This window comes from Aeromonas sp. YN13HZO-058 (assembly GCF_001921245.1).
GTDB classification, from domain to species: domain Bacteria; phylum Pseudomonadota; class Gammaproteobacteria; order Enterobacterales; family Aeromonadaceae; genus Aeromonas; species Aeromonas allosaccharophila.
On the sequence record NZ_MQSY01000066.1, the window covers coordinates 1 to 24,670 of the forward strand.

Genomic DNA, 24,670 nt, shown 5'->3' on the forward strand with positions numbered 1-24,670 from the left:
ACGGGAGGGGCGTGAATATCAAAGCGTGTTTGCATGAGGCGCTGGGGCACCCCATGCAACACGTAATTGGGACATAGCCTAAAAAAACCGGCGCCAAGGCGCCGGTTCTTCACGCAGAGTGCGACCCGATTACAGGGAGTCAGCATTCTCGGACAGGTACTTGGCAACGCCATCCGGAGAGGCTTGCATACCTTTTTTGCCTTTTTCCCACTGAGCCGGGCACACTTCGCCGTGCTCTTCGTGGAATTGCAGGGCATCGACCATGCGCAGCATCTCATCGATGTTGCGGCCCAGCGGCAGATCGTTGACAACCTGATGACGAACGACACCGTTCTTGTCGATCAGGAAGGAGCCACGGAACGCCACACCAGCTTCCGGATGTTCAACGTCATAGGCTTTGCAGATTTCGTGTTTCACGTCGGCGATCAGCGGGTACTTGACCTGACCGATACCGCCATCTTCCACTTTGGTATTGCGCCATGCGTTGTGGGAGAACTGGGAATCGATGGAAACACCGATCACTTCCACGCCACGCTTCTGGAACTCTTCATAACGGTGATCGAAGGCAATCAGCTCGGACGGGCAGACGAAGGTGAAATCGAGCGGATAGAAGAAGACAACGGCAGCTTTGCCTTTGATGTGGGATGACAGGTTGAATGAATCAACGATCTCGCCATTACCCAGAACAGCAGCGGCGGTAAAATCGGGTGCGGGACGGCCTACCAATACCATATTCAATTCCTCTTTATGTGAAGTGAACAATCCGGTGAGGATTGGGCTACCTAGAGCCAAGTCCATCTAATTCAAGCGACAAACTATAGACCCGGTGGTAGATTAGTTAAATCAAATTAAATAGATAGCATTAATCGGGTTTTTCTATGCAACGTTGGCCCAGCCTCAAACAGCTGCAATATCTGGTCGCTCTCGATGAGCACAAGAACTTCAACCGCGCCGCCAAGGCCTGTCATGTCAGCCAGTCGACCCTGAGTACCGGGATCCAGACGCTGGAGGATATGATGAACCTGCAACTGGTGGAGCGGGACCACAAGAGCTTCATTATGACCCCGGTCGGCATGGAAATCGTCGAGCGCGCTCGCAATTTGCTCTCCGATGCGCGGGACCTGATGGAGCTCGGGCAACATCAGGGTGGCGTCATGCAGGGGACGGTACGTTTGGGCTGCATTCCCACCATCGCCCCCTTCCTGCTGAGCAAGCTGCTGAAAGAGTGCAGCAAGACCTATCCTGACCTCGAATTGTTGCTGCGTGAAGACACCACCAGCAATCTGCTCAAGCAGCTGGAACAGGGTCAGCTCGATCTGCTGATCCTCGCCCTGCCCATCGAGATCGGTGGATTTCACTGCAAGACCGTCGGTCAGGATCCGTTCCACATGGTGATGCCCGCCAGCATGGCGGCCGGTCTGCATACCCCGTTCGACTACAAGGAGCTGCCCAACCAGAGCATCTTCCTGCTGGAGCGGGAGCACTGCCTCACCGAACATGCGGTGAGCGCCTGTCGCCTGCGGGACAAGAGCAAGATCAACCCGTTCGCCGCCACCAGCCTGCACACCCTGGTGCAGATGGTGGAAGCGGGTCTCGGCACCACCTTCCTTCCGCAGATGGCCATCGATGCCGGCATTCTTGCCAACTCCGATCTGGTGGCCATCCCGCTGCCGGGAGAGACCCCCTATCGCGAGATCGGTCTGGTCTGGCGCCCCAGTACCACCCGGGTGCAGACCTTCTACAAGCTGGCCGAGCTGCTGACCCCGCTGGTCAGCCACTGCGAGTGACAGCAAGCGCCAGCCCCCGGGCTGGCGTTTTTCAATCCCCCGCCACATTTTTCCCTCCAGAGACTAGGTATGAAGCCAGATCCCTGTTTATGATGGAAAAGTTGTCGCGCCAGCGCCTGTAGCCAAAACGGTGTGGCAGAAACTGGCGCGCGATGAATGTCTCGTTTGATAGATCCGTCCGTGGAGAGAGCCCCGATGTATCGCACGCTGCTGCTATCCCTGCTGACTCTGTTGCTGGCCGCCTGCTCCAGCACGCCGGAGCCGCCTCCGGCCCCCCGGCAGAGCAGTGCCTTTGATGGCTTCTACCAGCAGTGGCGCGGCGTCCCTTACCGGATGGGTGGCGCCAGCCGCGCCGGGCTCGACTGCTCCGCCTTCACCCAGCTAGCCTACAACCAGGTGCTGGGCTTCAACCTGCCAAGAACCACCGAATCCCAGGCCAGCATCGGCAAACCGGTGGATCGCTACCGGCTGCAACACGGGGATCTGGTCTTCTTCAAAACCGGCTGGCAGCAGTACCATGTGGGGGTCTACACCGGTGCCGGCGAGTTTATCCACGCCTCCACCAGCAAGGGGGTGATCCGCTCGCGCCTCGACAACGTCTACTGGAACAGCCGCTACTGGCAGGCGCGTCGGGTGACCCAGTAACGGCTCACACGCCTGCTCGCGGTACAAGTTGCGTGCCGACTCCCTCCGTCAATCCCTGTCGTTATGTCGGGATACTCAGCTCACGCTTATAACTCAATTGGCCCCAAAGCCTGCATATCACACCATTTTGTGATAAGGTGGTGGCCAATTTTTAACACTTTCGCTGTTTTCTCATACGCTCTTTGTCCTGATTGACAACAAGCGAGGCGATAACAAGCAGCGCGCGGCGAAGGTGGAGTGTGGTGCAACACTGCCGGACGGGTGGCCCACAGCAGCAGTATCAAGGGTTAAATAGATAAGGAGATCTGCAATGAAACAGTATCAAAGCTGGCTGGGACAATACCTGATGAGTCGCCGTGACGGTGACCACGCCATGGCATGCGAGATGGCGAGTTCCATCTGCGAGTTCTGGCAGCAACAGGGTGATGAAAACGAACTGGACAAGTGGCAGCAGATTTACCAGAACCATCTGGAAAAGACCACCTGATCCCGACCGTTGCCTTGCTGCCAGCCATCCGGTGTTGGCAGCAAGGCCACTCGCGACCAACCACCATCAGCCAACCCCTCTCCCCCAATTTTCCCGCCATGTTAAACCGCAACCCCCGTTAACTCGCACTTTACCATCTTCATGTTGCTCTTGCGCACCGGCCTCTGTTCATTCCATCTCGGCTGCCATCCCCTGTGCCCAGTCGATAAAGGCCTGGATCTTGGGGCACTCACGGTTGGGCAGGGTCGCCATGTAATAACGCTGCTCGCACTTGACCTCCAGCCCGGCAAAAGGGGCCACCAGCTCGTTGCGCGCCAGCCGCTTGCTCACCAGATTCTTGCGCCCCATGGCGATACCGGCGTGATTCATGGCGGCGATAATGGCGAGATCAGAGCGATCAAAGCCCATGCTCAGCTGACATGCCTCCAGGCTGACCCCGGCATGGCGAGCCCAGCAACTCCACTCGTCGGTATTCGAGTCAAATCCCCACGCCTGCCGATCATGGAGCAGACGACACCGGGACAAGTTGGCGGGATTACCGATAAGCCCGTGCTGCTCGGCATATTCCGGGCTGCAGACCGGCAACATGTACTCATCCATCAGCGGGTGGATGGCGAGCCGATCCGGGCTCTTCTCATCGAAATAGAGGGTCAAATCGATGCCATAACCGTGCAGGTTGATGTTCTCGTTTCCGGTAATGATATTGAGCTCGATCTGCGGATGCAGGCGGGAGAAGTCCGCCAGCCTGGGCACCAGCCAGCACTGGGCGATGGAGGGGCGAGAATAGATGGTCAGAGTGCCGGAGAGCTCCTGATTCTTGATCTCCAGGATCTCCTGATTGATGAACTCCAGCGAGGATTTGAGCGCCCAGAACACCCGCTGCCCCTCCGCCGTCAGTACCACCTTGCGGTGAAAGCGCTCAAACAGCTTAAACCCCAGCTCCTCTTCCAGCGCACTGATCCTGTGGCTCACGGCACTGGGGCTCAACGACTGTTCATCGGCCGCCATCGCAAACGATCCGTAGCGGGCGGCCGCCTCGAAGGTATGCAACTTGGCCAGCTGGTAGCCGCTCAGCAGCTTGTTGCGCGATATGTAATTATCCCCGTTATACATTCATCCCCCTCTTCGCAATGGCCGTCGATGATACACCCGAAGACCCGCCTTCAGGGTGATCAGGGAAGAACCAAAAAATGTAGTTTCGAGAAAATGTGATGAATGTGGCGAATTAGCATCATCTCACTTCACCCAAGATCCGAATTTCATCATTTGTCAGCGACCCGCCATTTTCATTCAATAGCGCATAAACAATCACACATAACAGATGTCGAGGCGCAGTATGAGTTCAGAATTGTGGGTCATCGCAACATTGCTAAGCAGCATCATTCTTATCGTGGTTACCATAGTGAAGGGCAAGGTACACCCTTTCCTCGCCCTGCTGCTGGCAAGCTTCTATGTCGGCACCATGATGGGGATGAACCCTCTCAAGATGGTCAGTGCCATGGAAGAGGGCATTGGTGGCACCCTGGGCTTTCTCGCTGCCGTCATCGGCCTTGGCACCATACTCGGCAAAATGATGGAAGTATCTGGCGCGGCGGAGCGCATCGGTCTCGCCCTGCAGCAATGCCGCTGGCTCTCGCCCCAGGTCATCATGGTACTGGTGGGTCTGGTGTGCGGCATCACCCTGTTTGTCGAAGTGGGGGTAGTGCTGCTCATTCCGCTCGCCTTCTCCATCGCCCGTAAAACCAGAACCTCGCTGCTGACCCTGGCCATTCCGCTCTGCACCGCCCTGATGGCCGTGCACTGCATCGTGCCGCCTCACCCTGCCGCCCTCTATGTCACCAATCAGCTGGGTGCCGATATCGGTTCCGTCATCGTCTATGGCCTCGCGGTCGGGCTGTTTGCCTCGCTGGTGGGCGGCCCGCTGTTCCTGAAACTGCTGGGCAAACGGGTACCATTCAAGGAGGTGCCCGCCGCCTTTGCCGACATCAAGGCCCGCGATGAGGCAACTCTCCCGACCTTAAGCGCCTCACTCTTCACTGTGCTGCTGCCCATCCTGTTGATGCTGGCCAAGACAGTCGCCGAGCTCAACATGGATCACGCAAGCCACCTCTATGTTGTGCTGGAGTTTATCGGCAACCCCATCACCGCCATGTTTATCGCCGCCTTCACCGCCTACTACGTGCTGGGGATCCGCCAGCAGATGAAGATGGAAGGGCTGCTCAACAAGACCGAGGAGTGCTTCTCCTCCATCGCCAACATTCTGCTCATCATCGGGGCGGGGGGCGCCTTCAACGGCGTACTCAAGGCAAGCGGTCTGGGCGATAGCCTGGCCACCATCCTCTCCCAGCTGGATATGCACCCCATTCTGCTGGCCTGGCTGGTCGCCATCGTGCTGCACGCTGCCGTGGGCTCCGCCACCGTGGCCATGATGGGCGCCACCGCTATCGTCTCCCCCATCATGGTGCACTACCCGAACATCAGCCCGGAGATCATGACGCTCGCCATCGGCTCCGGCGCCATCGGCTGCACCATGGTGACCGACTCCCTGTTCTGGCTGGTCAAGCAATACTGCGGTGCCACCCTGAACGAAACGCTCAAGTACTACACCACCGCCACCTTTGTTGCCTCCCTGATGGCACTGGCCGGTACTTTCCTGCTCTCCTATATCGTGTAACAAGACCGAGAACCCTATGAAAAACATCGACGTACAACAGCTCACCAACCAATTCCCGCTGGTGCAATCCCTGATTGATCTCGAGCAGGTCAGCTGGTTCAACCCCAACGCCACCACCCTGGCAGTCGGTCTGCCCTATGTCGGGCTCGATAACCACAATGTGGCGGATGCCTCCGCCCGTCTGGCACGCTTTGCCCCCTACATGTGCGAAGCCTTCCCGGAGACCCGTGCCAGCAACGGCATTCTGGAGTCAGAGATTGCGGCAATCCCGGCGATGCAACGCACCCTCAATGAGCGTTACGGCGTTGAGGTCACCGGCAGGCTGCTGCTGAAAAAAGACAGTCACCTGCCCATCTCCGGCTCCATCAAGGCCCGTGGCGGTATCTACGAGGTACTGACTCACGCCGAACAACTGGCGATCAAGGCCGGACTGCTCTGCGAAGAAGATGACTATCGCAAACTGTTCACGGACGAGTTTCGCCAGTTCTTCAGCCAGTACAGCATTGCAGTGGGCTCTACCGGCAACCTCGGCATGTCCATCGGCATCATGAGCGCCAAGCTCGGTTTTACCGTCACCGTCCACATGTCTGCCGATGCGCGGGAGTGGAAGAAACGCAAGCTGCGCGAGCACGGGGTGATCGTGGTCGAATATGCCGAAGATTACGGGGTGGCGGTGGAACAGGGGCGCAAAGAGGCCGAACGCGACCCCAACTGCTTCTTTATCGACGACGAGAACTCCCGCACCCTGTTCCTCGGCTACTCGGTCGCGGGCGAGCGGGTGAAAAAACAGTTCGACGAGCTGGGCATCAAGGTGGATGCCGAGCACCCGCTGTTCGTCTATCTGCCCTGCGGTGTCGGCGGCGGCCCGGGCGGCGTGGCCTTTGGCCTCAAGCTCGCGTTCGGGGATAACGTTCACTGCTTCTTCGCAGAACCCACCCACTCCCCTTGCATGTTGCTGGGGGTCCACACCGGGCTGCACGATGCCATTGCAGTGCAGGATCTGGGTATCGACAACCTCACCGCCGCCGATGGCCTCGCGGTAGGGCGTGCCTCCGGTTTCGTCGGCCGCGCGATGGAGCGGCTGCTCGATGGCTTCTACACCCTGAGCGATCAGGAGATGTATGACCTACTGGGGCTGCTAGCGCGCGATGAGCAGATCAAACTCGAACCTTCCGCCCTGGCGGGTATGGCAGGCCCGTGGCGCGTGGCGGCCAACCCGGAGTGGCAGGCGCGTGGTTTCGATGCGATCACCATGGCACAGGCCACCCATCTGGTATGGGCCACCGGTGGTGGCATGGTGCCCGCCGAGGAGATGGCCAAATACCTGGCCAGCGCCAAGATCTAGGCTGTTTCGCCACATTTATCTGCAAACAAACCCGCCATCACGGCGGGTTTTCTGTTTTGGGAACAAGGGGATGGGGCCGATCCATTGCAATCCGTGGCGACAATTCCCCCAAGTTGCTCAGTTTGTGCTAAAATGGCGCTCGTTTTTTGACATCTCGCGTCACGTTCGCCGCCAGATTGCCCATCGGGCACTCTGCCCGGGTCGTGACTCTGCACCATCATGTCTGGTGATGTCACCCCTCATGGCGAGCCATCCGGTTCCCATCAGAGAGGACACCATCAAGGGCACATGAGATAAGGAGATCGGGTAATGAAACAATATCAAGGCTGGCTGGGTGATTATCTGATGAGTCGCCGTGACGGAGATCACGCGATGGCTTCGGAACTTGCCAACACCATTTGCGCCTTCTGGAAGGCACAGGGTGATGAAGCAGAAACCAGCAAATGGCAGCAACGCTACCAGCAACACGTAGAGCAGGCGCAATAAGCCCCTTCGCTCTTCACCGATAAAAAAACCGGCGCTCATGGCGCCGGTTTTGCATTTCTGACCCTCAACCGATCATTACATCTGATCGATCATGTCCTGGGCGAACTGGGAACAGGAGCGCAGGGTGGCACCTTCCATCAGACGCTCGAAGTCATAGGTGACGGTCTTGTTGGCGATGGCCGCTTCCATCCCCTTGATGATGAGATCGGCCGCTTCGACCCAGCCCATGTGGCGCAGCATCATCTCGGCGGAGAGGATCAGCGAACCCGGGTTGACCTTGTCCTGACCGGCATATTTCGGTGCAGTACCGTGGGTCGCTTCGAACAGCGCCACGCCGTCACCGATGTTGGCGCCCGGTGCAATACCGATACCGCCTACCTGAGCGGCCAGCGCATCGGAGATGTAGTCGCCGTTGAGGTTCATACAGGCGATGACGTCATACTCGGCCGGACGCAGCAGGATCTGCTGCAGGAAGGCGTCGGCGATGACATCCTTGACCACGATAGTCTTGCCGGTTTTCGGGTTCTTGAAGGAGCACCAGGGGCCGCCGTCGATCAGCTGGGCACCGTACTCGTTCTGGGCCAGAGCATAACCCCAATCCTTGAAGGCACCTTCGGTGAACTTCATGATGTTGCCCTTGTGCACCAGGGTCACGGAGTCGCGATCATTGTCGATGGCATACTCGATGGCGGCACGCACCAGACGCTCGGTACCGGCCTTGGACATCGGCTTGATACCGATGCCGCAGGACTCGGGGAAGCGGATCTTCTTCACGCCCATCTCGTTTTGCAGGAAGGCGATCACCTTGTTCGCTTCGGCGCTGTCGGCCTTCCACTCGATACCGGCGTAGATGTCTTCGGCGTTCTCGCGGAAGATCACCATGTCAGTCAGATCCGGACGCTTGACCGGGCTCGGGGTCCCTTCGTAGTAACGAACCGGACGCAGGCAGATGTAGAGATCCAGCTCCTGACGCAGGGCCACGTTGAGGGAGCGAATACCGCCACCGACCGGCGTGGTCAGCGGGCCCTTGATGGCCACGCAATATTCACGAATGAAATCCAGGGTTTCGGCCGGCAGCCAGGCACCTTCGCCATAGATATGAGTCGATTTCTCGCCGGTATAGATCTCCATCCAGGCGATCTTGCGCTCGCCCTTGTAGGCTTTCTCGACCGCAGCATTCACCACATTCAACATGGCCGGGGTTACATCAACACCGATGCCATCCCCTTCGATAAACGGAATGATCGGATGGTTGGGAACCTGCAGCTTGCCGTTGGCATCGACTGTGATTTTCTGACCCTGGGTCGGGATTACTACTTTGCTTTCCATCGGCATCTCCTAACTTCCGTTTGTTATCAACTTGTTTGTTGCGCGCGGCCATCTTAGCCCATTCATTTTCATAATAAAACGACAAGAAAGCATGTCAGACCAAAGAGGTAGCCACCCGCCAGTGCGCCGTCACCACGCCTCCCCGACCCCGCCCCGTTATCCCTCCAGCTCGCTAGCCGCCGCCTGCGGCTGACTCAGGGATCGGTACTGGGAAGGGGTCAGGCCGGTCTTCTGTTTGAACACCCGGCAGAAGTAGTTCACGTCGGTAAACCCGCAGCGATTGGCGACCTCTTCGAGGCGGAAGCGATACTTTTTCAGCATGAACTTGGCCCGCTCCAGCCGTACCCAGCTGATGTAGTCCGCCAGCCGCATGTGCCCCTGCTGGCGGAACAAGCGGGAGAGGTGGCTGGGGGAGAGATTGAAGCGGGCGGCGATGCATTCGCGACTGATGGGGCGGTGAAAGTTTTCCTGAATGTAGATGCAGATGCCGTGGAAGAGATCGGAGCCGCGAGGACGACCGCTCTCCGACTCCACCAGCAACTGCCGTGAGTAACTGAGCAGCGCCTGCAGCAGGTAATTGTCCATCGGCGCCCTTATCGGCTCCTGCGCCAGGGTATTAAGAGAAAGCAGGATATGATCGAGCGCCCGTCCGGCACCAGCCTGAATACTGTGCTTCTGCACATCGAAGAAGCCGGTGTCCCCCTTGTGCTTGCTCACCAGACTGAAGCCGATCTGGCGCTTGCCGAATAACAGGCTGAGCACGGAACAATCGTTGTCCCAATCCGGCTTGTTCCAGCCGTTGGGGGGAATGTACATCGCCTCCCGCTGACCCATCTGAACCGACTGTACATCCCCTTCCGGGGACCAGATCTGGTTGAGATAGTGGCCGCTGAAGACCAGCTCGAGACGGGGGAAGTTGACCTGATAACTGAAGCAGGGTGGTACCCCTTTGTCAGAGGCAAACAGCACCTTCTCAAAGCCTTCCCCCTCACTTAGAAAGCCATCCAACAGCTGGGTAAAGATGATACTCATGAATGATCCTGATCAAGATGCAGAGAGCAACCGATTGCGGTGCGCTGCCCCTGCCATGCTATAGTCCGCGCCAGACTGAAATTCCCAAAAAATCGTTCTGATACAAGGAGCCATCCATGAGCTACCCGCCGTTTTTTCTAATGTGCAACCCGATCCAGGATTATGTCTGGGGCAGTCGTGACTCCCTGACCACGCTGTTTGGCATCAAAAATCCCGAAGGCAAACCACAAGCTGAACTGTGGATGGGCGCTCACCCCAATGGCTGCTCCGAAGTGACGCTGGCGGGCGAGAGCGTGAAGCTTTCCAGCCTGATTGACGCCAACCCCGTCGCCATGCTGGGCGAAGCCACCCAGGCGCGCTTCGGCTCACTCCCCTTCCTGTTCAAGGTGCTCTGCGCCGAGCAGGCGCTCTCCATTCAGGTACACCCGAGCAAGGCACAGGCAGAGGCCGGTTTTGCCAAAGAAGAGGCCGCAGGCATCGATATCAAGGCGAGCAACCGCAACTACAAGGATCCGAACCACAAGCCGGAGCTGGTCTTTGCCCTCACCCGCTATCAGGCGATGAACGGCTTTCGCGCCATCCCGGCCATCCTGGCCCTGTTCGATCGCATGGCGCTGCCCGCGCTGGCCGACCTGACCGCGGCGCTTCGCCAATCACAAAATGAAGCGGGCCTGCAGCACTTCTTCCACCAACTGTTGATCCTCAACGGTGAGCGCAAGGACGAGGCGCTGGCTGGCCTGCTGGCCTATGCCGCCGCCCATCAGGATGAAGAGACCTTCGCCACCATCAGCAATCTGGCCAACCAGTACCCGGGGGATGTGGGGCTCTTCTCGCCGCTGCTGCTCAACGTGGTGACGCTTGAGCCGGGTCAGGCGATGTTCCTCGATGCCCAGACCCCCCACGCCTACATTCACGGCACTGGCCTGGAGATCATGGCCAACTCCGACAACGTGCTGCGTGCCGGTCTGACCCCCAAATACATGGATGTGCCGGAGCTGCTGGCCTGTACCCGCTGTGTCGCCAAACCGGACGACCAGATCCTGCTCAGCCCACGCATGGAAGGCACAGTACAGCACTTCGACGTACCGGTACCGGACTTCACCTTCAGCGTGTATGGCGCAGGGGAACATGCCCTCACCACCGGCAATGCCGAGATCCTGTTCGCCATCGATGGGCCCATCACCCTGATTGGCCAGGATGGCGAGCGTCTGACACTGACCATCGGGCAATCTGCTTTTGTGCCCGCCAGCACCGGCGATTATCGCGTGACGGCTGAAGGGCGTTTTGCCCGCGCCAGCAACCGCTGATCCTGCTGAGCCATCGGCTCACTACCGTCTGTTCAAAGGGCCCTTCAGGGCCCTTTTTTCCAGCTCATCTGACCACGTGGGGGCGGGTAGGACTCACAAAATTGCTCATTTAACCCAATACCGAAGAATAACACGTTGACTTATAATGATTAATATCATTTAGCCTCCGTGGTCACGCCACCCTGCGGTTATGCGAGCCAGCTCACACCCTTCCCCACACGTCATAAAAATCCAGTTAATGCCATTTTTTTCCTCTGTCCCCGGATATTAATCACGGAAATAATAGAAATCGTTAATTTACAGGCAGCAGGAAAAACATTTAAGAGCATTTATATATTCCAGATGTGACACAGCTCAGCCACTTATTTCATAAATGTAAGGGGCGACTTTTAAATCAGGCTATGGCTGCCTGTTATTTTCCTGCGCTTTTATTTTTCTGCCTGTATGGCCAGATCGTTTTCACTATCCATGTTATCTGGCTGATATTTTCCCCTGTCACTCTGACTATCCAGTGGCAGCCGGGATAATACATGCAGATGGCCCTCTCATCCGGCAGATATTCATTGGCTGATCCGGCGACTGCATTATCGGTTTTTATACGTTCGATACCCTACTTTCATTAACCTGTGGCGACAAATATGAAACTGAAACGTTCCTTACTTGCGTGTGCCGTACTGGCTGGCCTGGTTGGTATATCCGGCTGTCAAAATGACTCAGATACCGCGGTCGATAACAATAAAGAGTCCAGCGTCTCCCGTTACGTCAATCCGTTTATTGGCACAGGCAATCTGGGTAACACCTATCCCGGCGCCACCACCCCGCATGGCATGGTGCAACTTTCGCCCAACAACGGCGCCAATGGCTGGGAATATATCTCCGGCTATTACTACCACGACAATCGCCTCGCCGGATTTTCTCACACCCACCTCTCGGGGGCCGGAGCCGGAGATCTCAACGATATTCTGGTGATGCCGATCAACTCCCGCTCCAATTTCATGCTGAACGAGGGGTCGGCCTCCCTGAATCTGGAAGCCTCCCGTTACAGCCACAAGGATGAAGAGGCAACCGCGGGCTACTACAAGGTCGATCTGAAAGATTACGGCATCAAGGCCGAGCTGACCGCCTCGGATCGGGTGGGTGTTCATCGCTACACCTTCCCGCAGGATAAAAAGTCGGAAATCGTGGTCAACCTCGGCTTCAAGGTCAACTGGGACTACACCTCCGACTCCTATCTGAAGTGGGACAAAACCAACAACCGGATCGAAGGCCACCGCTTCTCCGACGGCTGGGCCCCCAGCCAGAAAGAGTTCTTCGTGATGGAGTTCGACCAGCCCATCAAAAACATCCGCTTCGCCTACTTCGACAAAGACCAAAACCGCTATCTGGATCTGCCGGAAGGCACCACCGAGATCGGCAACGAGACCCGAGGCAAATATCAGTACGCTCGCGCCTATGTGGAATTTGATACCGCAGATAAGGGCCTGGCCGTCGAGGCCAAGGTGGCCCTCTCCAACGTCGAGATCGGCCGGGATGGCAACGCTGGCGCCTCCCTCAACATGACCGAAGTGGCCAACATGTCGTTTGACGATGTGCGTCAGGCAGCCACCCAAAAATGGGAAGAGGAGCTGGGCAAGATCCGGGTCAGTGGGGATGAGGAGTACAAACAGACCTTCTATACCGCGCTCTACCACACCTATCTGGGCCAGACCATCCACTCCGATCTGGACGGACGTTACCGCCAGGTCCATCAGGGACGCAATGCCTACCCGGATGGCAACACGCCGTGGGGCGAGCAGATCGACACCCTCAAGGAGTCGGTACGCACCGCCGATGCCAACCGGGATGGCAAAGCGGACTTTACCCGTTACGACACCTTCTCCCTGTGGGACACCTACCGCGCAGTACAACCCCTCTCGTCACTGCTGGAGCCGGATCGCCTCGCCGATGTGGTGCTCTCCATGCTCTCCTACGCCGAGGAGGAGTGGATGGACGATCAAGGTAACCTGCGCAAGGGCAGATTGCCGGAGTGGACCTTCAAGGGTAACGAGACCGGCATGATGATGGGCATGCACTCCACCCCGGTGATCCACGATGTGCTCTCCAAAGGCTCGCTGGACCGACGGATGATCGCGCTGGGCTTCAGCGATGCGGAACGTCAGGAGATCAAGGAGCGACTGGTGACGGCCATGATCACCGATGCCCGCGCATCCACCAGCCAGGGGGTCGCCTGGATCAAGGAGTACGAGCAGCAGGGCTATGTGCCTGCCCAGTTGCACGACACGCCGCCGACCAACGACTGGGAATCACACTCTCCCTTCAAGGATGCCTGGACCTCCTCCTACTCGCTGGAGTACTCCATGGATGACTGGGCGATCGCCCAATCGATCAAGGCGGTGTTTGGCGAAAGTGATCCCCGCTATCAGGAGTTTGCCGATCGCTCCAAGAACTGGCAGGCGCAGTTTGACTTTGGCGGCAAGCAGTACAAAGGGTGGTTCAAGGCCCGTGACTACGATGGCAACTTCATCGATGCCGGTTGGGTAGACCCGAAAACTAGCCGGGCAGTGGGCAAGGATTGGCGCCCGGACATGTTCAACTGGTCATTCGCGGAGTCCAACGGCTGGCAATACGCCTTCAGCGTGCAGCATGACATCCACGGTCTGGTCGATCTGATGACCCGTTTCGATCAGACCCGGAACCCTCAGGCCAAACGTGGCGAACTGTTTGCCAAGCGACTGGACGAGTACTGGACCACCTACCCTGATCGCAACGCTGGCGACAACCAGTTCCCGGTATTCAACACCGGTAACGTGGGTCAGCACGTGCAGGGCAACGAGCCGGATATCCATGTGCCCTACCTCTACAACTACGTAGGGCAACCCTGGAAGGGACAGGCGGCCATCGCGGCAGCCACCAACGTCTGCTACAAAAACACCCCTGACGGCATCTGTGGCAACGATGACTTTGGCACTCTCTCTGCCTGGTTCGTGTTCCGGGCACTGGGCTTCTTCCCGGTCAATGCCTCCTCCGGCATCTACGAGATTGGCACCCCGATGTTTGAAACCGCCTCGCTCGATGTGGGCGCTGGCAAGCAGTTCACCGTCACGGCTCAGAACGTCAGCCGCGACAACATCTACATCCAGTCTGCTCGCCTCAATGGCAGCGAGTTCAATCGCAGCTACCTCACCCATGAGGAAATCCTCAGTGGCGGCAAGCTTGAATTCGTGATGGGCGATAGCCCCAACCAGAACTGGGCCAGCCAGCCGGAAGATCTGCCGCCCTCGCAAGGTATCGGCACCTTCCTGCACGAAGGCGACCTGCCTGCCGGCTCCCGTTAATCACCTGTTCGGGGGAGGGTTCCCTCCCCCATCATCACTCAAAAAATGGAATGGCCATGTTCAAGTGCAATCTGCTTTCTCTTGCGGTGATTGCCGCGCTGACCGGTGGCATCGCCGGTTGCAACAGTGAGAGCGAGTCTACCGCCATCGAGAAACCGGTGACCCCGGTTGTCGATCTGTCGCTACTGAAATATGTTGATCCCATGATAGGTACCGCCGCCTCCGGCCACACCTTCCCCGGCGCCACCCGCCCTGCCGGCATGGTGCAGCTCTCGCCGGATACCTTTATTGGCTCCAACACCGATCATGAGAGCGGGCTCAACCCCTGGCACTCCGCCTCCGGCTACTGGGACTCTTCCAATTACCTCACGGGCGAGATCGTCGCGACCGATGTACCGCTCTACGGCTTCTCCCATACCCATCTCTCCGGCACCGGCGCCACCGATCTGGGCGACATTCTGGTACTGCCCTATGCCGAGATGGCTGACGCCCAAATAAACGCCTTTGACAAAACCAATGAGCACGCCAGCGCCGGTTATTACCAAACCAGACTGAACAAGGGGGAGATTGAAGTTGAGCTGACCACCACCAAACGGGTCGGTTTGCACAAGTACACCTTTGCCAAGGGAGCGGATCGCAATGTGAAATTCGATCTGGGCCATACCCTGCTCAACAACAACGGCCAGTCGCTGAAAAACAAAATCGAAGTGGTGGATGAGTACACCCTGCGTGGCCGCAAAACCTCCACTGGCTGGTTTCAGGGCCAGAACCATCAGGGCCAGAACATCTTCTTCTACGCCAAATTCAGCCAACCCGTGGCCAAGGCCATGCTGGGCGAGCAAGACAAGATGCCGACCCGGGAGATGCGCCCCAACAGCGTCTATCAAGGGGATGACCTGACCGCCTACCTCAATTTTGGCCAGGGTGAGCAACCCATCGAGATCCGGGTCGGCATCTCCGCGGTGAGCTGGCAAGGAGCACAGAAGAATCTGGAGGCCGAAACCCCCACCTTTGATTTTGCCAAGGTGAAAGCCGAGGCCGAATATGCCTGGGCCGACAAACTGACCAGGATCCGCGCGGAGGGAGGCACTCAGACCGAGAAGACCAACTTCTACACCGCCCTCTACCACATGATGATCGCCCCCATCGAGCTCTACGATGTGGATGGCAAATATCTTGATATGCAGGGCACCCTGCGCACCCTGCAACCTGGCGATACCCCCAACTACTCCATCTACTCGACCTGGGATACCTTCCGCGCCGTTCACCCCATGTGGACCATCATGGACCCGCCACAGGCGACCCTGTATGCCAAGGACCTGATCCGCAAATCCAACGTGGAGTTTGGCCTGCTGCCCAAGTGGGAAGGCCACGGCTCGGAAACCGGCACCATGATCGGCTACCCCTCGGCGGCCATCCTCGCCGATGCGGTGACCAAGGGGCTGATCGATGCCGAGGAGGCGCTGCAAGCCTCGGTCAAATCGGCTCACTACCGGCCTGCCGATTACCCGCAAATCCATGACGACATTCTGAGCTCGCTGATGGCCGGTCAGCTTAGCTATCACGAAAAAGAGCAGTGCGTCCGTTATCCCAACTGGAACTCGGTCTCCTACTCGCTGGAGTTCTCTTTCTACGACTGGACCATCGCCGAGATGGCGAAAGCCGCGGGCGACATGACCACCTATCAAGAGTTCAAGGCGCGCTCCTACAACTCGCTAAAGCATTGGGATGCCCAGGCTGGCAATGCCGATGGCAAGGGCTTCTTCGTGCCGACCGAGCTGAAAAATGGCGACCCGTGCGCCCTGAAATACGCGCCAGCCGATTTCGATCCCTACAAGTCAGATGCCTTCTACTACACCGAGGGCAACGCCTGGCAGTGGCAGTGGTCATTCATGCAGGATCTCGACAAGCTGACCGAGATCATGGGCGGCCAGCAGGGGCTGAACGACAAGCTCAACAACCTGTTCAACGCCGACCCCAACGGGGGCGAAGCACATCAGGACATGACGGGTTATATCGGGCAGTACATCCACGGCAACGAGCCCTCCCACCACGTCATCTATCTCTACAACCGCACCGCCCAGCCCTGGAAAGCGCAGGAGTACCTCGACCGGGTCTACAAGGAGTTCTACAAAAACAGCCCGGATGGCCTGATCGGCAATGAAGACGTCGGGCAGATGTCGGCCTGGTACATCATGAGCGCCATGGGCTTTTATCAAATCTCCCCGGGCGACCCGACCTACACCATCGGTCGTCCCATCTTTGACAAGGTCACCATCAATCTGCCCAACGGCCAGTTCAAGGTGGTGGCGCAGAACAACAGCCCGGACAACCTCTATGTCAAAGAGGTCACCATCAATGGCAAGCCACTCAACCAGTACAACACCTTCGCCCACAGCGAGATCCGTCCCGGTGGTGAACTGCGCTTTGTGATGACCAACCAGCAACCGACCCCGTAACTCTACAAGCGGCAAGCCACCCGGCTTGCCGCGTTTTCATATCCGGAATTGAGGAACAACGATGTTCAAACCCCACAAGCTGGCCATCATGGTGACCGCCCTGCTTGGCCTCTATGGCTGCAACACAAACGATGAGACCACTGACAACGGCCGCCCCGACAATGCCCTGCAGGTGCTGCAATATGTCGATCCGCTGATCGGCACCGATGGGCTGGGCAATGTCAATCCGGCCCCCGTCATGCCGGAGGGGATGATCCAGCCGGGCCCGGATAGCTGGAACCAAGCCAACTGGAATGGCAAGGGCTCCCCATCCGACTATCACCACCATCTGGCCAAGCTTTCCGGCTTCAGCAGCACCCATATCTCGGGGGCTGGCAAGGGCGATCTCAATGACTTCGCCTTCTTGCCCTTCACCGGCAGCAATACCGACCCGGTCACCATCAACAAGCCGAGCGAGCTGTCGGAGGTGGGCTATTACAAGGCCGATCTGGTAGAGACCGGCATCCAGGCCGAACTCACTGCCACCCAGCGTGTTGCCTTTCACCGTTACAGCTATCCGGCGGGTGAAGATCGCAAAGTCCAGCTCGATCAGCAGCACGAGCTGCTGGAGCAATACGGCAACCACTCCCGCAACATTTACTTCAAGCGGGTCAGCGACAACGCCATTGCCGGAGCCAGAACCAGCAACGAGTGGGGGCAGTGGCAAACGGTCTTTTTCTACGCCGAGTTTTCCGAACCCTTCGTGGAGCAGACCCTCTATGTCGATGGCAAACTGAGCAGCGACACCGAGGTGGGTCTGGCCGATTACATCGGATATGGCGAAACCAGACCCCGGGTGCGGGATGTGGTGACCCAGCTCAACTTTGCCAAAGGGGATCAGCCCATCACCATGAAGATGGCCATCTCGGGCACCGGCATAGAGGGGGCCATGGCCAACCTGCGCGCCGATGAACATGGCTACCGCTTCGATCAGGTGGTGCAGGAGAACAAGCAGGCATGGGCAAAAGTGCTCAATAAATTCACCCTGGAGGGTGGCAGCGATGCCGACAAGACGATGTTTTATACCTCGCTCTATCGCACCTACATCGCCCCCTTCGTCTATCAGGATGTGGATGGTCAATATCGCGGAATGGATGGCAAGGTGCATCAGGCCAAGCCGGGCTTTACCAACTATTCGGTCTACTCCATGTGGGACACCTTCCGCGCCGCCCACCCATTGAAGACCATCATCGAAAAAGAGCGCGCCATCGACTATGTGCACGACCTGCTCAACAAATATAAAACCGGCGGCATCATGCCCAAGTGGGAGCTGCACTCCGACTATACCGGCGAGATGGTCGGCTATCCGGCGGTTTCCATCATCGCCGACGTCATCGTCAAATACCCGGATGCATTCACGCCGGAAGAGATAAAGCTGGCGCTGCAGGCGGCCAATGTCTCCGCCAACTTTGACCTTGAGCTGACCAAAAGCTGGGTGCCCTATCAGGATCCCTGGAACGGTGACAAGCGCTTCACCGTAATGACCCGTCACGGCCAGTATGCCGAGCAGCACGGCTATGTCCCCGCCAACGTCAAACTCAAGCCCGAAGAGGGGGGCATGGCGCAGGACAAATACGATGAGCTGGTCAACGAGTCCGTCTCGTACGGCGTCGAGAATGCCTACTACGACTGGTGTATCGCCCAGCTGGCTCGCCTGGCGGGCGACAAGTCTGCCGAGAACCGCTATCTGACCCGGGCCACCACCTGGCGCGCCTATTTTGACTACAACCCAACGGAATATGGCAAATATGGTTCGACCGGCTTTATGCGCCCCAAAAATTACGATGGCAGCTGGGTCAACAACTACCCCTCCTGCGCTATCGATAAAAACGGCAACCCGGTCACACCCCCACCAGGTTGCGACATCAACGACAGCAGCCGTTATGACACCTTCTGGCCCTATCGTGCCGAGCACCGGGGGCAGGACTTTACCGAAGGCAACACCTGGCAGTGGAGCTGGTTTGTTCCCCACGATATCGAGGGGCTCAAAGAGGTAATGGGTGGCGAGGAGAAATTCAGGAAGAATCTGGATGCCCTGTTCACCGCCAACTCCAACGCCGATACCTCGCAGGGGGATATGACCGGCTATATCGGGCAGTTCGTGATGGGGAACGAACCGGATCACCATGTTCCCTACCTCTATAACTGGACCAAGGAGCCGTGGAAAACCCAGGAGTATGTGGATCAGGCGGTACGCAGCTTCTTCCACCCGACCACCACCGGGCTGATTGGCAATGAGGACGTGGGGCAAATGTCCGCCTGGTACATCATGAGTGCGCTTGGCTTCTATCAGGTCACGCCGGGAGTCCCGGTCTACACCATAGGTCGGCCGCTGTTTGACAAGGTGACGATGGATATCGATGGCGGGAAATTCACCGTGATCGCCGAAAACAATGGCCCCCAAAATATCTATGTGGAATCGGTCACCATCAACGGCAAACCCTTGGGGGAAAACCTGACATTCAACCACAGCGATATTCGGGCAGGTGGTGAGTTGAAATTTATCATGACGGCACAAAAACCGACCCGCTCAGATAATAAATAACCATCATTGATTGCCAATATATGTTCAGGCCCAAAGCTTCCTTTGGGCCTCTTTTTTGGTCGATTCACAAGAACACTCAAAAAATATGACGTGCTGCATCACATGATACGCGGATCACAAACAGACAGCCTTGTCACAAAAGTCTAGTGAATGACACTTTTTTACTCTGTCGATGAAACAGGAGCCATGGGAATAATAGCGCTCGCCGGGATTGACAGCGCCGCTCCTTGATATTGCGCAGGCATTACTCCGGCATCAAAAAAATAAATTCTGACTGCTCACCCCCTACCCGATGGAGCCGTTCCATATGTTCAAGAAAAATATTCTGGCCATTACCCTGACCAGCACCCTGGCCATGTTATCCGGCTGCGATTCAGATAACAGCAGCACCGATAACGACGAGCAAAAGCCAACGCCAACCAATGTGTTGCAATACGTGAATCCATTTGTTGGCACTGGCTTTAACGGTCACACTTTTCCCGGCCCCGTGGTACCGGAAGGCATGGTGCAACTCTCGCCGGATACCGAACTGATAGGGTGGCACTCCTCCTCCGGCTATCACTTCGACAAAGACACCCTGTTCGGTTTTTCCCACACCCATCTCTCCGGCACCGGCATGGGGGGGCTCGGGGATATTCTGTTCCTGCCCTTTACCGAAGATAAGGCCAAATACATCGAGCCGAACAATGATTACCGCAAGGCCATCTCGGTCAAAATGGACAAAAAATCCGAGCAGGCCGAGCCTGGCTACTATGCGGTGCGTATCGCCGAAAATGGCATCAAGGCAGAGTTGACCGCCTCCGAGCGGGTGGGCTTTCACCGCTACACCTATCCGCAGGGCCAACCCCAACGGTTGAAGATCGACTTGAACTCGATCCTCAACAGCGACTGGGGCTCGAGTTCGCTGCGCAACAAGCTCACTGTCAGCGAAGATGGCTACACCATCACCGGCGAGCGGGATGCCACCCACTTCTCAGGCTGGGCAAAAAACCAGAAGATCTTCTTCTATGCGACCTTCGACAAGAAGATCAAAGGGGTCTACCTCCTCGCCGGGGGTGTGCCGGTAGAGGGGTTGAGCGCCGAGCACAAGGCCAAATCCAATGCCGATGTCACCGCCTACGTCGAGTTTGAAGAGGGCGGTTCTGCCCAGCTCAATGCCAAAGTTGCCCTCTCGGCGGTTGATGCCACCGGTGCACAGAAAAACTACCAGGCCGAAGGGGATGTATCGTTTGACGAGGCCCGCGCCAATGCCCGCGACAAGTGGGCCAACGCCCTCAACTTCACCATCGAGGGGGGCAGCAAGAAGCAAAGCGAGATCTTCTACACCGCCCTCTATCACACCAAGATCGCCCCCATCGTCCATCAGGATGTGGATGGCAACTACCGCGGCATGGGCAAAGGGGCGCAGGCCAAGGGGGAAGGCAGCTACTCGATTTACTATGGTCAGGCGAGCGAAGAGCAGCCCAACTTCTCGGTCTACTCCCTGTGGGACACCCAGCGGGCGCTGCACCCGCTCAAGACCATCACCGAACCTGCCCGCGCCGTGCAATATGCCAAGAACCTGATCCAGAAGTATCTGGAGAGCGGCCTGCTGCCCAAGTGGGAACATCTGGGGGATGAGACCGGCACCATGGTGGGCTATCCGGCGGTGGTAGTGATTGCCGATGCCATCACCAAATACCCCGAGGCCTTCACCGCGCAGGAGAAAAACCTGGCGCTCAAGGCCGCCATCGACAGCTCCACCTATACCAACTACCCCATGCTGGCGACCGAGTGGGACAAGGCGGTGCTGGACAAGACCCTGACCAATCATATCGATTACATCGAGAAGAACGGCTTTGCGCCGGCGGTGCAGCGGATCGATGGTCAGCCCGTCTTCGCTGATTACACCCTAGAGTCGGTCTCCTACGGTCTGGAAAACGCCTTCTACGACTGGGCCATCGCCCGGATCGCCAAAGCAGCTGGCAACCCGACTGCCGAAGCGCGCTATCTGGCCCGTTCGAACGGCTACCAGCGCTACTTCGACCACAATGCGGCCGAATACGCCCAGTACGGGGTGACCGGTTTCATGCGTCCGGTGATGATCGATGGCTCCTTCATGACACCGTTTGATCCCTATGGCACCGAACATGAGACCGGTAACTATACCGAGGGCAACGCCTGGCAGTGGACCTGGTTTGTGCCCCATGACATCAAGGGGCTGAAAACCGCGATGGGCGGAGAAGAGGCCTTCAAGCAGAATCTGGATGCCACCTTCTCCGCCGAGAGTCAGGGGTCGGAGACCGCTGACATGACCGGGATGATGGGTCAGGTGGCCTTCGGCAATGAGCCCTCCCACCATATCCCCTACCTCTACAACTGGACCTCGGAGCCGTGGAAAACTCAGGAGACGGTCGACTACATCCTCGACACCATGTACTCGAACACCCCGGCAGGCATCATCGGCAACGAGGATGTGGGCTCCATGTCTGCCTGGTACGTTATGTCAGCACTCGGCTTCTATCAGGTGAATGCGGCAGACCCCGTCTACACCATCGGCCGCCCGCTGTTTGCCAAAGCGACCATCCCGGTCAAGGGGGGAACCTTCACCATCATCGCCGATAACAACAACGCCAAGAACCGCTATGTCCAGTCGGTCACCATCAATGGCAAACCGCTCAAGGATGGCCTCTTCTTCGAGCACAAGGAGTTTGTGCCCGGTGGCAACCTCCACTTCGTGATGGGCAATACCCCGCCACAGAAGTAACGAGCCATAGCATTGAAGTGACATTCAGCACGCAACCCGAGAATGTCACTTTGTGATACCCGACGGCCCACGCCAGATGGATTGATAAAATCCAATCAGCGCCGGGCCGTTCTATTTTCCAGTGGGGAGCGTCGGTGTAGCCATCAACCCGTTTTTTCTCAAATCAGCCTTAAATCGGGCAATAAACCGCAAAAAATGGCCTTAAATACCGTTGCAAGGGTTTTTCCGTCATACCTTGACCGCTGTCACATCCCGCCATGAATTAAACAAACCCAACTATTGAGTCAAAGCACAACACTTTGCGAGCTGGATCACACCGGCAAAACCATGCAACAAAAATCCAGTTATTGCTACATTCATCGCCTGTCCAACCCCACCATAGAGGGCAATAATGAGCCCAATTCGCAACGCATGACTTAGCCCTGACGGGAAAGGAGAGTGAGATGTTACCCACCATGACCAACGGCAGACTCATCTGCCTGGAGTTGAAGGCCACCAGCAAGGAGGCACTGTTCGACGAGATGGCACAGATGCTGGCGCGCGATGGCGCCGTGTCTGATCAACAGCAATTCGTCAAAGATGTCTGGGCCCGCGAGCAGCTGGACTGCACCGGCTTCGAGCAGGGTGTCGCCCTGCCCCACGCCAAGAGCAAGGCGGTCAGCCGCCCGGCCATTGCCATCGGTGTCAGCCGTCAGGGCATCGAGTACGGCGCCGAAGATGGCAAGCCGACCCAGCTGATCTTCATGATCGCCTCCCCGGATGGCGGCGCCAATCACCATATCGAAGTGCTGGCGGAGCTCTCTACCCGTCTGCTGGAGCCGGGCTTTATCGAGCAAATGAAAGCGGCCACCACTGTCGAGCAAGCCCTGACCCTGCTCAAACAAGGCCCGAAAGTGGCAAAGCCTGCCCCTGCCGCCAAACCGGCTGCCACTGCACCGGCTGAGCCCGAAGAGCGCACCTTCAAGGATCGCCTCAATACCATGAAGCAGCACCTGCTGTTTGGTACTTCCCACATGATCCCCTTCATCGTGGCAGGCGGTGTATTGCTGTCCCTGTCGGTGATGCTGAGCGGCAAGGGCGCCGTGCCGGAAGCGGGCTTCCTCAAAGACATGGCGACCATGGGTATCGCCGGTCTGACCCTGTTTACCGCCGTGCTGGGTGGCTACATCGCCTACTCGCTGGCTGACAAACCGGGCCTGGCCCCGGGTATGATCGGCTCCTGGATTGCCGTTCAGCACTATCAAACCGGTTTCCTCGGCGCCATTCTGGTGGGCTTTATCGCCGGTTTCGTGGTCAATCAGCTCAAACGGATCAAGCTGCCTGACTCCATGACCTCCCTCGGCTCCATCTTCATCTATCCGCTGATCGGTACCTTCCTGGTGTGTGGCATCGTGATGTGGGGGATCGGTGCCCCGATCGCCGCCATGATGGAAGGGATGAACCACTGGCTCTCCAGCATGGCGGGCTCCGGTAAAGTGATGCTGGGTGCCATTCTGGGTGGTATGACCGCCTTCGATATGGGCGGCCCGGTCAACAAGGTTGCCACCCTGTTTGCCCAGACTCAGGTCAACACCCAGCCCTGGCTGATGGGCGGCGTCGGTATCGCCATCTGTGTACCGCCGCTGGGTATGGCACTGGCCACCTTCATGTCTCCGAAGCGTTACAAGAAAGAAGAGCGTGAATCCGGCAAAGCGGCCGCCATCATGGGCATGATCGGTATCAGTGAAGGTGCCATCCCGTTTGCCGCCGCTGACCCCATGCGTGTTATCCCGGCCATCGTCGCAGGCGGTATCGTCGGCAACATCACCGGCTTTATGATGCACAGTATCAACCACGCCCCCTGGGGTGGCTGGATTGTCCTGCCGGTTGTTGAAGGCAAGATGGGTTACATCCTGGGTACCATCCTCGGCGCCCTGACCACTGCCGTCATCGTCAACCTGCTGAAGAAGCCGGTGAGCGAAGAAGATGACGTGACCACCACTCAAACCAGCTTCGAAGTCATTGAAGCGGAAGGGGAAGCGGACGTACTGGCCATCACTGCCTGCCCGTCTGGCGTAGCCCACACCTTCCTGGCCGCCAAGAGCCTGCAGAAGGCCGCTGCCCAGCAGGGGATCAAGATCAAGGTCGAGACCCAGGGCGCCAACGGCATCATCAACCGCATCACCGCCAAGGATGTCGCCAACGCACGCTGCGTCATCTTCGCCCACGATGTGGCCATCAAATACCGTGAGCGCTTCACCAATATCGAGGTCATCGATGTGAAGACCAAAGAGGCGATTCACAATCCGGAAGGTCTGCTGGCCCGCACGCTGGGCAACAAGGCAAACGCCGCCTGATAGCAGTCAGACCACTCAGTACAAGGGGCCCATCACGGTAATGCCAGTCAGTTAAGCCTGACTGGCATTGTTTTTATTGGCTTTTTTCACACTATACCTCTGTGGCCTTGGCTTCACG

Annotated in this window: 16 protein-coding genes; 12 read left to right on the forward strand and 4 right to left on the reverse strand. The window is 57.7% G+C overall.

All coding sequences use genetic code 11. The annotated features are described in order from the left end of the window. Positions 1 to 129 precede the first annotated feature (129 nt). Positions 130 to 732 (reverse strand): peroxiredoxin C, encoded by a 603-nt coding sequence (locus BSP75_RS18010; RefSeq protein WP_005337701.1) that lies wholly within the window; start codon positions 730 to 732, stop codon positions 130 to 132. Between the two features lie 146 nt (positions 733 to 878). On the opposite strand from BSP75_RS18010, the gene BSP75_RS18015 reads away from it, so the two are divergent. The 3 genes from BSP75_RS18015 to BSP75_RS21630 all read left to right on the forward strand — a co-directional run bounded on the left by BSP75_RS18015 (position 879) and on the right by BSP75_RS21630 (position 2,919). Next, a complete protein-coding gene (locus BSP75_RS18015; RefSeq protein WP_042057802.1) occupies positions 879 to 1,787 on the forward strand; it encodes a hydrogen peroxide-inducible genes activator in 909 nt (302 codons plus the stop codon). A gap of 195 nt (positions 1,788 to 1,982) precedes the next feature. Then, a complete protein-coding gene (locus BSP75_RS18020) occupies positions 1,983 to 2,432 on the forward strand; it encodes an NlpC/P60 family protein (RefSeq protein ID WP_075114114.1) in 450 nt (149 codons plus the stop codon). 310 nt (positions 2,433 to 2,742) lie between these two features. Beyond that, positions 2,743 to 2,919 carry a hypothetical protein gene (locus tag BSP75_RS21630; protein ID WP_005337704.1) on the forward strand — a complete coding sequence of 59 codons (177 nt, stop codon included), beginning with the start codon at positions 2,743 to 2,745 and terminating at the stop codon, positions 2,917 to 2,919. Positions 2,920 to 3,087: 168 nt separating this feature from the next. Here BSP75_RS21630 and dsdC read toward each other — a convergent pair whose 3' ends face one another. Then, positions 3,088 to 4,032 carry a DNA-binding transcriptional regulator DsdC gene (gene dsdC / locus BSP75_RS18025; protein ID WP_075114115.1) on the reverse strand — a complete coding sequence of 315 codons (945 nt, stop codon included), beginning with the start codon at positions 4,030 to 4,032 and terminating at the stop codon, positions 3,088 to 3,090. Between the two features lie 223 nt (positions 4,033 to 4,255). On the opposite strand from dsdC, the gene dsdX reads away from it, so the two are divergent. The 3 genes from dsdX to BSP75_RS21635 all read left to right on the forward strand — a co-directional run bounded on the left by dsdX (position 4,256) and on the right by BSP75_RS21635 (position 7,424). Beyond that, positions 4,256 to 5,593, forward strand: coding sequence for a D-serine transporter DsdX (dsdX, locus tag BSP75_RS18030; RefSeq protein WP_042057809.1), 1,338 nt, complete (start codon positions 4,256 to 4,258; stop codon positions 5,591 to 5,593). A 16-nt stretch (positions 5,594 to 5,609) separates the two neighbouring features. Beyond that, on the forward strand, positions 5,610 to 6,938 hold the full coding sequence (locus tag BSP75_RS18035) for a D-serine ammonia-lyase (protein WP_075114116.1): 1,329 nt from the start codon (positions 5,610 to 5,612) through the stop codon (positions 6,936 to 6,938). A 309-nt stretch (positions 6,939 to 7,247) separates the two neighbouring features. Further along, entirely contained in the window at positions 7,248 to 7,424 is a 177-nt protein-coding gene (locus tag BSP75_RS21635; protein ID WP_111805851.1) for a hypothetical protein, read from the forward strand. Between the two features lie 75 nt (positions 7,425 to 7,499). Here BSP75_RS21635 and icd read toward each other — a convergent pair whose 3' ends face one another. Further along, positions 7,500 to 8,753, reverse strand: a complete 1,254-nt coding sequence (gene icd / locus BSP75_RS18040; RefSeq protein ID WP_042656032.1) for an NADP-dependent isocitrate dehydrogenase — start codon at positions 8,751 to 8,753, stop codon at positions 7,500 to 7,502. A gap of 156 nt (positions 8,754 to 8,909) precedes the next feature. Continuing rightward, positions 8,910 to 9,785, reverse strand: coding sequence for an AraC family transcriptional regulator (locus tag BSP75_RS18045; protein ID WP_042656031.1), 876 nt, complete (start codon positions 9,783 to 9,785; stop codon positions 8,910 to 8,912). Positions 9,786 to 9,901: 116 nt separating this feature from the next. Here BSP75_RS18045 and manA point away from each other — a divergent pair, with 116 nt between their 5' ends. The 6 genes from manA to BSP75_RS18075 all read left to right on the forward strand — a co-directional run bounded on the left by manA (position 9,902) and on the right by BSP75_RS18075 (position 24,552). Beyond that, complete coding sequence (gene manA, locus BSP75_RS18050) at positions 9,902 to 11,092, forward strand: mannose-6-phosphate isomerase, class I (RefSeq protein WP_075114117.1); 1,191 nt, start codon at positions 9,902 to 9,904, stop codon at positions 11,090 to 11,092. 638 nt (positions 11,093 to 11,730) lie between these two features. Beyond that, a complete protein-coding gene (locus BSP75_RS18055; RefSeq protein WP_075114118.1) occupies positions 11,731 to 14,427 on the forward strand; it encodes a GH92 family glycosyl hydrolase in 2,697 nt (898 codons plus the stop codon). A gap of 56 nt (positions 14,428 to 14,483) precedes the next feature. Next, complete coding sequence (locus tag BSP75_RS18060) at positions 14,484 to 16,886, forward strand: GH92 family glycosyl hydrolase (RefSeq protein WP_075114119.1); 2,403 nt, start codon at positions 14,484 to 14,486, stop codon at positions 16,884 to 16,886. A gap of 61 nt (positions 16,887 to 16,947) precedes the next feature. Further along, positions 16,948 to 19,470 (forward strand): GH92 family glycosyl hydrolase, encoded by a 2,523-nt coding sequence (locus BSP75_RS18065; RefSeq protein ID WP_075114120.1) that lies wholly within the window; start codon positions 16,948 to 16,950, stop codon positions 19,468 to 19,470. 307 nt (positions 19,471 to 19,777) lie between these two features. Then, entirely contained in the window at positions 19,778 to 22,216 is a 2,439-nt protein-coding gene (locus BSP75_RS18070; RefSeq protein WP_075114121.1) for a GH92 family glycosyl hydrolase, read from the forward strand. A 443-nt stretch (positions 22,217 to 22,659) separates the two neighbouring features. Next, a complete protein-coding gene (locus tag BSP75_RS18075; RefSeq protein WP_075114122.1) occupies positions 22,660 to 24,552 on the forward strand; it encodes a PTS fructose transporter subunit EIIC in 1,893 nt (630 codons plus the stop codon). The last annotated feature ends 118 nt before the right edge of the window (positions 24,553 to 24,670 follow it).